The 13278-nt window shown below is 48.8% G+C and carries 9 protein-coding genes; 7 read left to right on the top strand and 2 right to left on the bottom strand.

What is annotated here, in order from left to right:
* Positions 1-126: 126 nt before the first annotated feature.
* Positions 127-903: a 3-keto-disaccharide hydrolase gene (locus FN124_RS20215; protein WP_142686560.1), complete on the bottom strand. Its 777-nt coding sequence runs from the start codon at positions 901-903 to the stop codon at positions 127-129.
* A 238-nt stretch (positions 904-1141) separates the two neighbouring features.
* Here FN124_RS20215 and FN124_RS20210 point away from each other — a divergent pair, with 238 nt between their 5' ends.
* From FN124_RS20210 to FN124_RS20180, 7 genes are all read left to right on the top strand, one after another.
* Positions 1142-2668 carry a tetratricopeptide repeat protein gene (locus tag FN124_RS20210; protein WP_142686559.1) on the top strand — a complete coding sequence of 509 codons (1527 nt, stop codon included), beginning with the start codon at positions 1142-1144 and terminating at the stop codon, positions 2666-2668.
* Between the two features lie 237 nt (positions 2669-2905).
* Entirely contained in the window at positions 2906-5662 is a 2757-nt protein-coding gene (locus FN124_RS20205) for a TonB-dependent receptor (RefSeq protein WP_142686558.1), read from the top strand.
* Between the two features lie 23 nt (positions 5663-5685).
* Positions 5686-6951 carry a right-handed parallel beta-helix repeat-containing protein gene (locus tag FN124_RS20200; protein ID WP_142686557.1) on the top strand — a complete coding sequence of 422 codons (1266 nt, stop codon included), beginning with the start codon at positions 5686-5688 and terminating at the stop codon, positions 6949-6951.
* Positions 6952-6969: 18 nt separating this feature from the next.
* Entirely contained in the window at positions 6970-8055 is a 1086-nt protein-coding gene (locus FN124_RS20195) for a phytase (RefSeq protein WP_142686556.1), read from the top strand.
* Positions 8056-8065: 10 nt separating this feature from the next.
* Positions 8066-9454, top strand: a complete 1389-nt coding sequence (locus tag FN124_RS20190; protein ID WP_142686555.1) for a purple acid phosphatase family protein — start codon at positions 8066-8068, stop codon at positions 9452-9454.
* Entirely contained in the window at positions 9441-11252 is a 1812-nt protein-coding gene (locus FN124_RS20185; RefSeq protein WP_221887837.1) for a cytochrome-c peroxidase, read from the top strand. Before FN124_RS20190 ends, FN124_RS20185 begins: the two co-directional genes overlap by 14 nt.
* A gap of 94 nt (positions 11253-11346) precedes the next feature.
* Complete coding sequence (locus tag FN124_RS20180; protein ID WP_142686554.1) at positions 11347-12198, top strand: aldo/keto reductase; 852 nt, start codon at positions 11347-11349, stop codon at positions 12196-12198.
* A 191-nt stretch (positions 12199-12389) separates the two neighbouring features.
* On the opposite strand, the gene FN124_RS20175 is transcribed toward FN124_RS20180, so the two are convergent.
* Positions 12390-13271, bottom strand: a complete 882-nt coding sequence (locus tag FN124_RS20175) for an SDR family oxidoreductase (protein WP_142686553.1) — start codon at positions 13269-13271, stop codon at positions 12390-12392.
* Positions 13272-13278: the final 7 nt, after the last annotated feature.

Raw genomic sequence — 13278 nt, 5'->3', positions numbered from 1 at the left:
CGCGTAAAGTGGAATTGTTTTACATAACGTCGTTGTATTAAAAGTAAAGAAAATGATGGAACAGCGGGAAAAATAAATAAAAAAGGGCCGCCATTACCGGCGGCCCTTCCAGGAAATTCGTTTTTATTATTGTAACTCTCTTACCCAGATATTGCGGAAACTCAAAGGTTCACTCTTATCGCCATGTGCCTGGAGCTTGATAGGGCTTGCACCATGCGCCTGGCGGTAAGCTGCCTGGCCAATGTACTGGGTAGGGCCTTTCAGCTCAAAGCCATTCTGCACCACTACGCCGTTAAAGGTAACAGTTACTTTTGCGGGAGATACCAATGCCCCGTCTGCACCAAATACGGGCGCAGTCCAGATTACATCATAGGTATTCCATTCCCCCGGTTTCAGGGTAGGGTTGGCCAACGGCACCGACTGTTTATAAATACTTCCGGCCTGCCCGTTGGTATATGTTTTATTATTATAGGAATCCAGCACCTGTAATTCGTAGCCGGCATCGCCTTTACCTATAGACGCCAGGAAAACGCCGCTGTTGCCCCGGCCCTGGCCTGTACCGGTGATATTGGCAGGAACACGCCATTCAATATGCAGCTGGTAATTTTTAAAAGCTTTCTTCGTTTCAATATTTCCTACTTTCTTATTTACAGTGAGCACTCCTTTACTCACCAGCCATTCCGCAGGTTTTTCCCGGTCGTCGGTCATTACCCACTGATCCAGGTTGGTACCGTCGAACAGGATGATGGCATCCGAAGGAGCATCCCCACATTTCTTTCCGGGCTTCACTTCAGGCGGCACCGGGGTATACACTTCTGTATCTTCAGGCTTTGCTTTTTCCTGGGCGTTGGCAGCGAAGCATCCGCCAGCCAGCAGCATGGTAACTAAAAATCTCTTTTTCATAATCAATATTTAACTGGAACTAATTTATGGGTCATAAAATGTAACCGGCGACACAATAATATATAAAATAGTATCGGTAAGCAAGCATTTTTATACCAACGGCAGGCAATCTGGTAACATACAGTTAATACTAAAAAACATTCTTTGCGGATTGATTATGCTTAATTAACAGGTGCTGTTATTGAAAATGAAACGTTTTTCCCAGTTCTTAGTACTCAGCTTAACCGTTTTCCAGGTAATGACCACAACAGCGCAGGACTCGCTGGAAACGCAGCTGGTCGCCGCCGGGAAGCTTAGCCAGGAATTGCCGGATGCCGCTTTCCTCGCCCTTCGCAAAATGCACGATACGGCTATCGCCAACAAAGATGAAGCTACCGCCGGCAAGTGCCTGCGCCAGATGGGCCGGATCTGCTTCACCCTGGGCCACTATGCCAAATCACTGGAGTATTACCAGCAGGCGGCTACCCTGTTTACCAGTAACGGCCATAAAGCAGCGGAAGCCGCCGTGCACAATGATATGGGCCAGCTGTATTACCGCAATATCAATAAGCCCGGCGCTAAAATGCAGTACGATAAAGCCCTTGCGCTTTACCGGCAGGTAAACGATCCGGCCGGTATGGCAGCCACTTACGGCAACATAGGGCACTACTACGAAAAGCAACAGCAATACGACAGCGCCCGTTACTTCCAGACAATGGCCCTGGCACAATACGAAGGCGCCCACGATACCCTGGGCATAGCCGGCATCTATGAAAACCTCGGCACTATTTACGAAGACCTTGCAAAATACGATACCGCCCTCTCCTGCTTCCGCACCGCGCTCCGGTTTTATGAGGTGCGCCATGAACGGATAGCCGCCATAGAGGTGCTCAATAATATAGGAGACGTGCTGCGTAAAACCGGCGATATCAAAAACAGTATGCCTTATTCAAGAGAAGCACTGGCCATTGCACAACAAACCAATAATAAATACCAGGAAGCCGCTGCCTGTAAAGACATTGCCAAGGCCTTCCATCTGCAGGGCAGGAACGACAGCGCCTATTATTATATGGAATACAGCCGTAAATGCCTGCTCGATATCTACTCTGCCCAAAACAACCAGCAGATGAATTTCCTGCAGATCCTGTACGATACCAACAAAAAGAATGATGAGATCCTCCAGCTGGAAAACAGTCATAAAATAAACCGCATCATTTATACCGCGGTAGTGATTGTGGTAGTACTGCTGGTAATTCTCTGCCTGCTCACCATTTCCCGTCAGAAACTCAAGATCAGCCAGGCACAAACTGTATCTGAACGGAATGCGGAAATAAACCGCGTACAAAAAGACCAGCTGGAACTTAAAAGCAGGCAACTGGCTACCCACACACTGGATGTGATCCAGCGGAACCAGTTCCTCGATGAGCTGCGTAATACCCTTTCCGAAATGGTGCAGGAGGATAAACGTGACCAGAAAAAACAACTGCAGCAACTGGTATTGAAAATAAACCAGAATGTGAATCACGAAAAACAATGGAAAGAATTCACAGGCATCTTTGAGCAGGTGCACCAGGTGTTCTTCGATAAACTCAATGCATTATACAGTGATCTTACCAACAACGACATCAAATTACTGGCGCTCCATAAAATGAATATGGACTCAAAAGATATGGCCACCATTCTTGGTATTTCACCTGATAGTTTACGTGTGGCAAGATACCGTTTACGGAAGAAACTAAACATCCCGGAAGGCGATACGCTCAACACTTTTGTACAAAGCCTGTAATGCATAACGTTCCGGTAATATTGCCGTAACATAATGGTAATGGCGTTTCCTGTTACAACCAATCAATTAATTACCAACAACTTACATCCTGTTTGTATACGCTGATCACGCTTTGTTTACGGTGCTGTTAACGCTGTTTACGTTTTGCTTACGCTGCTTCTTTGCATTTTTTTTCACAGCAGCACACATTTGCAATGCCATTCGACACAAAGTCAAACGGTATCAAATTCACCAAAGATGAAGACACTTTTAACAACGCTTTTATGTTTGCTACTGGGCCCCACATTTGCCAGCGCCGGCAGTCTGAAAGGGCACGTGTATGACCAGAAAACGGGCGAACCACTGGTAGGCGTCACCGTTGTATTGGACCAAACCAAACTGGTAGCCCTTACCGGCCTTGACGGATCCTTCGAATTTAAAAAGATCACAGCGGGAAAATTTACCCTGCACATTTCCCATCTTACCTACAAAACATTAACAAAAGAAGTTACCGTACAGGAAAGTGATAATCCCGCCCTCAATATCTACCTCAGTGAGCGCAGCAGCAAAAACCTGAGTGAAGTGGTGATTGCCGGCGGCACCAAAGCCTCCTCCGAAAGTACCGCCCGCAAACTGGAACAGAAGTCTGTACAGGTAATGAACGTAGTATCAGGACAGGCCATAGAAGTATCGCCGGACCTCACCGTGGCCAACGTGATCCAGCGCGTTTCCGGCATTTCCATAGAACGCAGCAGCAATGGCGACGGACAATATGCTATTCTCCGCGGTATGGATAAAAGATATAACTACACCCTCATCAACGGGGTGAAGATCCCCAGCCCGGATAATAAATTCCGTTATGTGCCGCTGGACATTTTCCCATCCGAACTGCTGGATCGCCTTGAGGTATACAAATCATTAACGCCTAACATGGAAGGCGATGCCGTAGGCGGCGTGGTGAATATGGTAATGAAAGATGCCCCCGGCAGGTTTTCCCTCAACGCCAATGTAGCTACCGGTTACAGCCAGATGGTACTGGACAAGGGCTTCACCTCCTTTGACGCGGGTGATATTCACTCTAAATCACCTTATGAAGCCAATGGCAAAAACTTCAAGGCCACCCCGGCAGATTTTGCCACTGGTACACTGGACTATAAAAACAAGAACTTCGCTCCCAACCTGGTGGCGGGATTATCCATAGGCCAGCGTTTCCTCCATAATAAACTGGGCGTGATCCTGGCGGGCAGCTTCCAGAATAACTATCGCGGTACTACCAGCACCTTCTACAAAAATGATATGGATACCGGCAGGTACGCAGTGCTCACCAGCATGCAAAACAGGCAATACAGCGAGCAACAGCAACGCAGCGGTATTCACGGGAAAATCGACTACGTGTTCAATGAAAACAATAAGCTGTCGCTCTACAATGCCTACATGAACCTGCAAAGCTACCAGACCCGCGAAGGCATTACTACCAACTTCTCCGATGGTATTTTCAACCCTGTAGCCGGGAATGCACAACTTACCCATGAAAGCCGTTCCAGGAAAACCACGCAGCAGATCTATAATTCCACCCTGCATGGCGATCATCATATCGTTCCGGGCAAATTAAAATTGCAATGGTCTGCCGTATTCTCTTCTGCTAAAAATGAAGTCCCGGATAATACCAGTATCTCCTTAAACGGAGTGCGCAACAACTTCCAGGAAACGCGCACTACGATCGATGGAAGCAGCCGCCGCTGGGAACGTAACACCGACGATGACATTGCTGGTTATATAGACCTTACCTATAACGCGAGGATTGCCGGTACAAAGGTAGACTTCTCCGCAGGTGGTTTGTACCGCGACAAACAGCGCAGCAGCTTCTATAATAACTATACCTTCCGGCCTGCCAATGTAAATGCATTGTATGGCAAGGACTTTACCAGTTATACAGATATTGTATGGGATATCCAGAATCCCGGCGGTGCAGTAGGCAACCCGCTTACCTACGACGCATCCGAAAAAACAAGCGCCGGGTATGGCATGTTCAAATTTAAAGTATCCGAACTGGAAGTAACCGGCGGCGTACGCGTGGAACATACCAACCAGGGCTATCATATGTTTTTCCCTCAGGGGGAAGACCGCCCCACCGGCAGCCAGGTATATACCGATGTATTGCCCAGCCTGAACCTGAAGTATGAATTAACTGAACACCAGAACTTACGGGGCTCTTATTTCCGCTCCCTGAACCGCCCGGGCTTCTTTGAAATTGTACCTTCCAAAATTGTACTGGAAGATTACCAGGAACGCGGTAACCCGGACCTGAAACGGGCCATCGCCGATAACTTCGACCTGCGCTATGAACTGTTCCCTAATCACTCCGACCAGTTATTGTTTGGCGTATTTTACAAAAGGATCCAGGATCCTATTGAAAATACCATCCGTGCTGATGCTACCCGTCCGCAGGACCAGTACTATTCTGCCGGTAACTTTGGAACCGCCCGTAACTACGGCCTGGAAATAGACTATATCAAATTTTTCAGCAAAATAGGCTTCAAGGCCAACTATACTTATACACATTCATCTATCACTACTTCCAAAAGCCTGAAGATCAGGGACGACAAGGGAGACATCAAAACCATTGCGGTGGATCAAACCCGCCCGCTGTACGGGCAATCAGAGCATATCGGTAACCTCTCCATCCTGTACAAGGATATACAGCATGGCTGGGATGCGCAGCTGGCCGGCGCTTATACCGGGCCGCGTATCGTTACCGTTGCCCAGTACATCGACAATGATCTCTGGCAGAAAGGATTTGTACAGATGGATATCTCTGTAGAAAAAAGATTCAAAAATAACTTCAGCATCTTCGCCAAAGCAGGGAACCTGCTGAACACGCCTGCTGAAATATTTATCAAAGGTACCAACCCTGAAAACGACAACATGCCCGGGCAGGGTAAAGCAGGCGAAACACTGATCAGGAAAGAATATTACAAACAAACCTACCTGCTCGGCCTGCGCTACAAATTATAAGCTCATTCTAAAATATTCATCTCATGAAATATAAAAACATTCTCTTTTACGCTGCATTGATCCTGACCATCATCAGCGGTTGTAAAAAAGCAAACAGCGATGTAGACCTCAGTGAGGGCATCATTGGTTCCGGCGACGTGCATGGCGAAGTTTGGGGCATCTGGCCCAAAGGCAGTATACAGCGGGTTTCCGGCGATATCATAATACCTGAAGGCAAAACACTAGTGATTGAAGAAGGTGTACTGGTGATCATGGATACCCTTGTAAAACCGGAAGTGATTGTAAAAGGTAATCTCTATTCAATGGGAACGCCTGAACAACCGGTACGGTTTACCATTGAAGAAAACCTTCGTACCGAAAGCCGCAAATTCGGTAAGCAATGGGGCGGTATCCTGGCAGCACAATCATGTGCAGAACTTCTGCTCGACAATACCATCCTGGAATACGGCGGCGCTGTTACCACCGAATCTTCCACATCTGTAAAAATGGGCCTGTATAAGGCAGAGAGCGGAGAAGCCGTGCCTGCCTTATGGTATAGCAATGTAAACGGGAAACTGGTGGTGAACAATTCTGTTGTAAGATATTTTAATGAAGACTGTACCTATATTGAAGGCGGTAAGATCATCTTCTCCAATAATAAATTTTATACAACCGGTATCACCGGTGGGGAAGGTATCAACATTAAATCCGGTTGTATTGCAGACGTGAGTTATAATCTCTTTTACTCCACCAATACCAACGCTCTTAAATTATCCAACTCAGGTGAGCGCAGTCCGCAGGCGCATGTGATTGCCTATAATAATACCATGCTCAACACCGGCTGGAGAAGACCTACAGTAAAAGGCGGTTCCATCTGGCTGGAAGCCACCGTGTTTGCAGAGCTGCACAACAACCTGTTTGCCAATGCACGTTTTGGCATCAAGAGAGATACCAAGAAAGCGGAAGATGTCCGCTCTGTTGTAAGCAACAATCTTTATTATGGCTTTAACCAGGTAACGGTAGACCAGTTCCAGCCCGCAAAAGATATTGTAAGTGGCACTCATGATGTGATCGGTACCAAAGCCGGTGAAAATGATCCGAAATTCGTAAATTATCCATTGAATACACCCATGGATAATCCCGATTTCAACAGCAGCTGGGATTTCCGTTTACAGGCCGGTTCACCTGCGCTGGGCGCCGGTACTACGGCCTTTACACGTAACTTCCCCAACGGCCTGGAGCTGAACGGCATTAACTATGCCTCTCCCGCTCCGTCTTCCTTCATTGGCGCATTTGGCGCTAAAAACTAAAACAGCGATCTCACAGTAATGACTACACGTAATATATTATTCTCCACAGCAGTTCTTGCGGGACTGCTGTGTTTTACCGCCTGCGCACAGCAATCCGCACCTGCTAACGGGCAGGCATATACGGATACTGCCGCCATCCGGCCCGTGGTGATCACCGAACAGGTAAAGTTCGATTCCGATGATCCGGCCATATGGGTTAATCCGCAGGACCCTTCCCAAAGCCTTGTAATAGGTACCGATAAATCGGCGGAAGGCGCCCTGTATGTGTTTGACCTCCAGGGGAAGATCAAACAGGTAGTGCCCAACCTGCAACGTCCTAATAACGTAGACATCGCCTACGGCTTGCTCCTCAACGGAAAACGTATAGACTATGCCGTTACCACCGAGCGTATCACACATAAGCTTCGCTTTTTTTCGTTGCCTGATATGCAGCCCATCGACGATGGCGGTATCCCTGCATTTGAAGGCGAAACCGGCACACAGTTCCGCGACCTTATGGGCGTAGCTGTATACACCAGTAAAAGCGGGGAACAATACGTGATTGCAGGCCGTAAAACCGGTCCGCAGGATGGCACTTACCTGTGGCAATACCGCCTGTCCGACAACGGCGCAGGAAAAATAAAAGCCACCCTGGTGCGTAAGTTTGGCCACTACAGCGGTAAAAAAGAAATTGAATCCATTGCAGTTGATAATGAAGCCGGCTACGTATATTATTCCGATGAGCAATATGGCGTAAGGCAATATTATGCTGACCCGGAAAAAGGTAATGAAGAATTATCCGTTTTCGGTACCACCGGTTTTACAGAAGATCATGAAGGCATCTCTGTCTATAAAACAACAGCCGGCAAAGGTTATATATTGGTTTCCGACCAGGGAGCCAACATATTTCATATCTTCAGCAGGGAAGGCACTTCCCATAAACTGCTGAAAGTGGTGAAAGTAAGCGCCGGTCACAGCGACGGCTCCGACATAGTGAACGTGCCACTGAATAATACTTTTCAACATGGATTATTTGTAGTGATGAGCGATGACCGCACCTTCCATTATTACCGTTGGGAAGATATTGCGGGGAAAGAGCTGGAATCAGCGCCAACAAAAAAATAGTATCTCATATATGAAATCCATCCTTCTCGCATCCCTGTGCCTGTTCGCCGGTTTTTACCCGGCGCTGGCACAGGATGCCGCCGTTAAGAAAGCACCTATCGCTGCAAAGCTGATCCGGGGCCCATACCTGCAGGCCGCCGGCACACAGCAAATGATGATCCGCTGGCGTACCGATGTTTCTGCCCGCAGCCGTGTGAAATATGGTACCTCGCCGGATAAACTGGATCAACAGGCAGACGATGCCAGCCTGGTAACAGAGCATAAAATACTGCTCACCCGCCTGCAACCCAACACCCGCTATTATTATTCCATTGGTGGCTACAAGGATGTATTGCAGGGCAACACCGATAACTACTTTATGACCCTGCCTGAAGCCGGCAAAACAGACATGTACCGCATTGCAGCATTAGGCGATTGCGGCGACGGCTCCCCCAACCAGCAACTGGTAAAGGAACAGCTGATAAAATATATTGGCGACAACTACCTGAACGCATGGCTGCTGCTGGGAGACAATGCTTATCCTGACGGTACGGATGCGGAGTATCAAAGCAAGTTTTTTAATGTTTATAAAGATGACCTGCTGAAGAAATATCCCCTGTTCCCCGCACCGGGCAACCACGATTATCATGATACCGATATCTCTGCCGCCATGGCGCAGCAAACCCATCAAACCAACTACTACCAGAACTTTTCCATGCCCTCAGAAGGTGAGTCCGGCGGAGTGCCCTCCCATACCGCTGCATTCTATTCTTTTGATATAGGGAACATCCATTTCCTGTCGCTCGACAGCTACGGCAAAGAAGACAGCGCTTACCGCCTGTATGATACCACCGGTCCGCAGGTTACCTGGATAAAAAAAGACCTGGCCGCCAATAAAAATAAAGGCTGGGTAATTGCCTACTGGCATCATCCGCCGTACACGATGGGCTCTCATAATTCCGACAAAGAAGATGAGCTGGTGCATATCCGCGAGAACTTTATCCGTATACTGGAACGCAACGGGGTTGACCTGGTCCTGAACGGGCATAGCCACGATTATGAAAGGTCCAGGATGATCAGCGGTCACTATGGCCCCGCCAATAGTTTTGATCCTGCCAAACACAACGTCAGCAACTCTTCCGGCCGAAACGACGGCAGCAGGAATTCAGCGCCGTATATCAAGAACAGCGTAAATTCCATTGGTACCGTATACGTAGTGAGCGGCTCCGCCGGCAAGCTGGGAGGTAAACAAACCGTTTACCCGCACAATGCCATGTACTTTGCAGATGCCGATCATGGCGGCTCCAGCATCCTTGAAATACAAGGCAACCGCCTCGATCTGAAATGGATCTGCGCAGATGGTGTGATCCGCGACCAGTTTACCATGATGAAGAATGTAAAAGCAAATGCATCGAAATAAGGTCATCTGGCTGTTATTCAGCCTGCTGCTGGTTGCGTACAGCTTTACGCCCTCCACCGATGACCGCGGTGTTGCTCATACCATTGCCATTTTCAGGGAAGGCGCCGCCGGCTTTGCGGCAGCCTCCCTGGAGCTGGAAAAGGCGGTACAAGCCATTCAGAAAAATGATACCGCCAGCATTAACATTGCAAAAACAGCCCTGAAAAAATGCCGTCTGCAATATAAACGGATCGAGTTTTTCCTCGATTACTTTTTCTTCTCTTCGTCGATGGTATATAACCGCCCCGCCAAAACAGAGATAGACGAGCCTTACATGGAATACCAGGCCCCATCAGGGTTACAGCAGATAGCCGTGCTCCTGTCAGAGAAAGATCCTTTCTCCCGGAAAAAAGAACTGGCAACAGAAGCACTGGTGATCCGCACGGCTGCCGCCGACCTGCCTTCGCTGCTTTACCAGTTCAATACCAGCGACAAAGCCATTATGGAAAGTATCCGTCTTGAACTGGTACGCCTGTATGCCGGCGGTATTACCGGCTATGATGCACCGGAACTAAAAACGGGTATCATAGAAACGGCACAATCCATGCGTACCATCCGTACAGTACTAAGGCCCTGGATCAGCAATACTTCTCCCGTAGCCCGTTACCTGGATCAATGTATACAATACCTGGAAGCGCATCCCGGCTTCGACGATTTCAACCGGCTGGAATTCCTTACCACCTGCGGCCTCCCGCTGCAGGAAAGCATGGGCGCGCTTATCCACGATCTGCAACTGGACCTGCATACCCGCAGCGCCCTGAATTACAATGCCCCTCACCTGTTCAGTAAAGATGCCATCTCCCTTAAAGCATTTACTAACGGCGCCGTATATACGGAAAATCAAAAATTACTGGGCAGGCAGTTATTCTTTGAAAAAGCGCTTTCCGGCAACAACACGCGCAACTGCGCTACCTGCCACCGCCCGGAATTATACTTCAGCGACGGGCTCCGTACAAGCATGGCGCTGGATAATAAAACACCGGTAAGAAGAAATGCACCGGGGCTCACCTATGCTGCTTTCCAATACGCACAATTCTGGGATGGCAGGGCCGGTACACTGGCCAAACAAATACTGACCGTGATCAGTAATCCACAGGAAATGGATGGTGATCATGAAGTGATCATCCACCGGTTAAATGACAGCGCTTATTACCGCAGGGCTTTTGCCAACGCTTTCCCCGGCGATACCGGCGCGGCAGTAACCATGCCCCACCTGGCTTCCGCCATCGCCGCTTACCTAAGCACCCTGGCGCCTATGAACAGCGCTATGGACGAATACTTTGCCGGCAACAAAAACGCCATGACACCCGCACAGATCCGTGGCTTCAATTTATTTACCGGCAAAGCGCAATGCGCCACCTGCCATTTCGCACCTTTGTTCAACGGGCTTACACCACCCCTGTACCAGTTCACCGAGTTTGAAAACCTTGGGGTCACTGCCAGTGACGACCTCCTTCATCCAACGCCCGATACCGATGCCGGCAGGTATGAGTTTTTCCCCATCCCGTATTACCAGCGGGCCTTTAAAACGCCTACCGTGCGCAACACTGCCATGACCGCTCCTTACATGCACAACGGCGCTTTCCGGGATCTTGAAAAAGTAATGGAATTCTATAATGCAGGCGGCGGCAACGGGCTGGGTATGAATGATCCGTATCAAACCCTTTCTTCCACACCGCTGAACCTGAGCAATACGGAGATGCAGGACATTATTGCATTTATTCATGCGTTGACGGATAAGGAGGAAAAAGGAAGATAACAGTCCCATTCTTTGATTTATACAACTCTTCCTGTTATTTTCACAACTCCGGATATCCTGCTTGCCCTACCTTTGATCCATCAAATTATAAAACATGGAAACAACACAAATATCCCCTGCATCCACCTTTACTTTAGGTGGCGACATCACTGTTAACCGCGTTGGTTACGGCGCCATGCAATTAACCGGCAACGGCGTTTTCGGAGAAGCGGCCGACCGCCCCAACGCGATCAGGGTATTACAACATGCGGTAGATGCCGGTGTAAACTTTATTGACACCGCCGCTGCATATGGCCCTGGTTTTAACGAACGCCTTATTGCCGATGCGCTGCATCCTTACAAAAAGGGCCTCATTATAGCTACCAAAGGCGGCTTCCAGCGTCCCGGCCCCAACCAGTGGGTGCCCGATGGCCGCCCGGAATGGATTGCCCAGGACATTGACAACAGCCTTAAATTCCTGAAAACAGACGTGATAGACCTCTGGCAGTTGCACCGCATTGATCCCAACATACCGGTGGAAGAAACCCTGGCGCCGGTGGTAGCGGCGGTGAAAGCCGGTAAGATCAAACATGTAGGGCTTTCTGAAGTAACCATAGAGCAAATTCAGCAGGCGGAAAAAATATTGCCCATTGTATCTGTACAAAACCTGTACAACCTGGGCAACCGCCAGTGGGAATCTGTGCTGGATTACACGGTGGAAAAAGGTATTGCATTTATTCCCTGGTTCCCGCTGGCTTCCGGTCCGCAGGCACTGGAAGAAAAGATCAGCAGAATCGCTGCGCGTCACAACGCTACTACCGCCCAGATCGCCCTGGCGTGGCTGCTGAAACGCGCCGGCAACATCCTCCTCATCCCAGGCACCAAAAGCATTGCCCATCTTGAGGAAAACCTCAAAGCCGGAGCCATCGATCTGTCTGATGATGACTTCACCGCGCTGAGCGCGTAATGGTCGCCTTCGGCGACTCGGAGTTTGTCTGACTCAGGATTATGATGATTTCGATGATCTTATTTTTATATTTTTTAAAATATACTTAAGGGAGATAAAAGCGAATATATGTTCGTTTTTATCTCCCTTAATCTTTACTCAAATTCCCTAAATAAAATCAGCGTAATCATCGAAATCATCATAATCCTGAGTCAGACAAACTCTGCATAAGCCGTTTTGAGGAACGCTTTCAGCGATTCCGGTTTTCTGCCGAGAAGCTGCTCCAGTGTGGTGTCGGGGAAATCGAACTCGCCCTGTGCTATTGCTTCACTGAAACCTGCCAGAATATGGATGCCTTCCGCCGGTACGCCCGCCTGGGTTAACTGTGCGGTAAAATCAGCTATGGAGGCGGGGATGTACTTTATTGGCTTACCCGACAGTTCGCTCAGCTGCTGTGCAATATCGCCGAAAGAATAACTGGTATCTGCCGCCAGGTTGTATGTTTTATTTTCATGACCCGTGCCAAGCAGCAGGATGGCTCCTGCCACCCCCATGTCGTAACGGGTGGCATACGGCGCTTTTCCATCGCCGGCAGGCAGGAAAATGATGCCGGACTCCAATACCTTTTCTCCCAGGAACATAGGCAGTACATCCGCATACAGTGCATGTGCAAGAATGGTATAAGCCAAACCGGAGGCCTTCAGGATCTTTTCCGTTGCCAGGTGCGCTTCTGCAACAATGCCCACCGCTGAAGCGCCCGGTTCCGCTTCGTGCTGGTAGCTGGTATAGAATACATGTTTCACTTGAGCCGCTACCGCTGCATTCACCACGTTTTCATGCTGGGAAATACGGCCCGTTACATCGTTACCCGAAATAAAATACAGTTTATCAGTACCCTGGAAAGCAGTTACCAGGGAGTTGTAATCATTATAATCGCCTTTGAACACCTTTACCCCCTTTGCCTGCCAGGCAGCCGCCTTTTCCGGATCCCTTACCAATACGGCGATATTGGCCGCATCCGTTCTTTTCAGTAATTCTTCCGTTACCACTTTGCCAAGCTGGCCCGTGGCTCCTGTTATCAATATTCTACCCATGTTACAT

Origin of the sequence: Chitinophaga polysaccharea (assembly GCF_902150045.1) — a bacterium.
In the GTDB taxonomy this organism is placed as follows: Bacteria; Bacteroidota; Bacteroidia; order Chitinophagales; family Chitinophagaceae; genus Chitinophaga; species Chitinophaga polysaccharea_A.
The sequence above is the reverse complement of the archived record's forward strand: the minus strand, read 5'-3'. Positions and strand labels throughout refer to the sequence as shown.

Bases quoted from the DNA above. Each gene is read 5' to 3' on its own strand.
- FN124_RS20215 (WP_142686560.1), bottom strand. From the start codon at position 903: ATGAAAAAGAGATTTTTAGTTACCATGCTGCTGGCTGGCGGATGCTTC.
- FN124_RS20210 (WP_142686559.1), top strand. From the start codon at position 1,142: ATGACCACAACAGCGCAGGACTCGCTGGAAACGCAGCTGGTCGCCGCC.
- FN124_RS20205 (WP_142686558.1), top strand. From the start codon at position 2,906: ATGAAGACACTTTTAACAACGCTTTTATGTTTGCTACTGGGCCCCACA.
- FN124_RS20200 (WP_142686557.1), top strand. From the start codon at position 5,686: ATGAAATATAAAAACATTCTCTTTTACGCTGCATTGATCCTGACCATC.
- FN124_RS20195 (WP_142686556.1), top strand. From the start codon at position 6,970: ATGACTACACGTAATATATTATTCTCCACAGCAGTTCTTGCGGGACTG.
- FN124_RS20190 (WP_142686555.1), top strand. From the start codon at position 8,066: ATGAAATCCATCCTTCTCGCATCCCTGTGCCTGTTCGCCGGTTTTTAC.
- FN124_RS20185 (WP_221887837.1), top strand. From the start codon at position 9,441: ATGCATCGAAATAAGGTCATCTGGCTGTTATTCAGCCTGCTGCTGGTT.
- FN124_RS20180 (WP_142686554.1), top strand. From the start codon at position 11,347: ATGGAAACAACACAAATATCCCCTGCATCCACCTTTACTTTAGGTGGC.
- FN124_RS20175 (WP_142686553.1), bottom strand. From the start codon at position 13,271: ATGGGTAGAATATTGATAACAGGAGCCACGGGCCAGCTTGGCAAAGTG.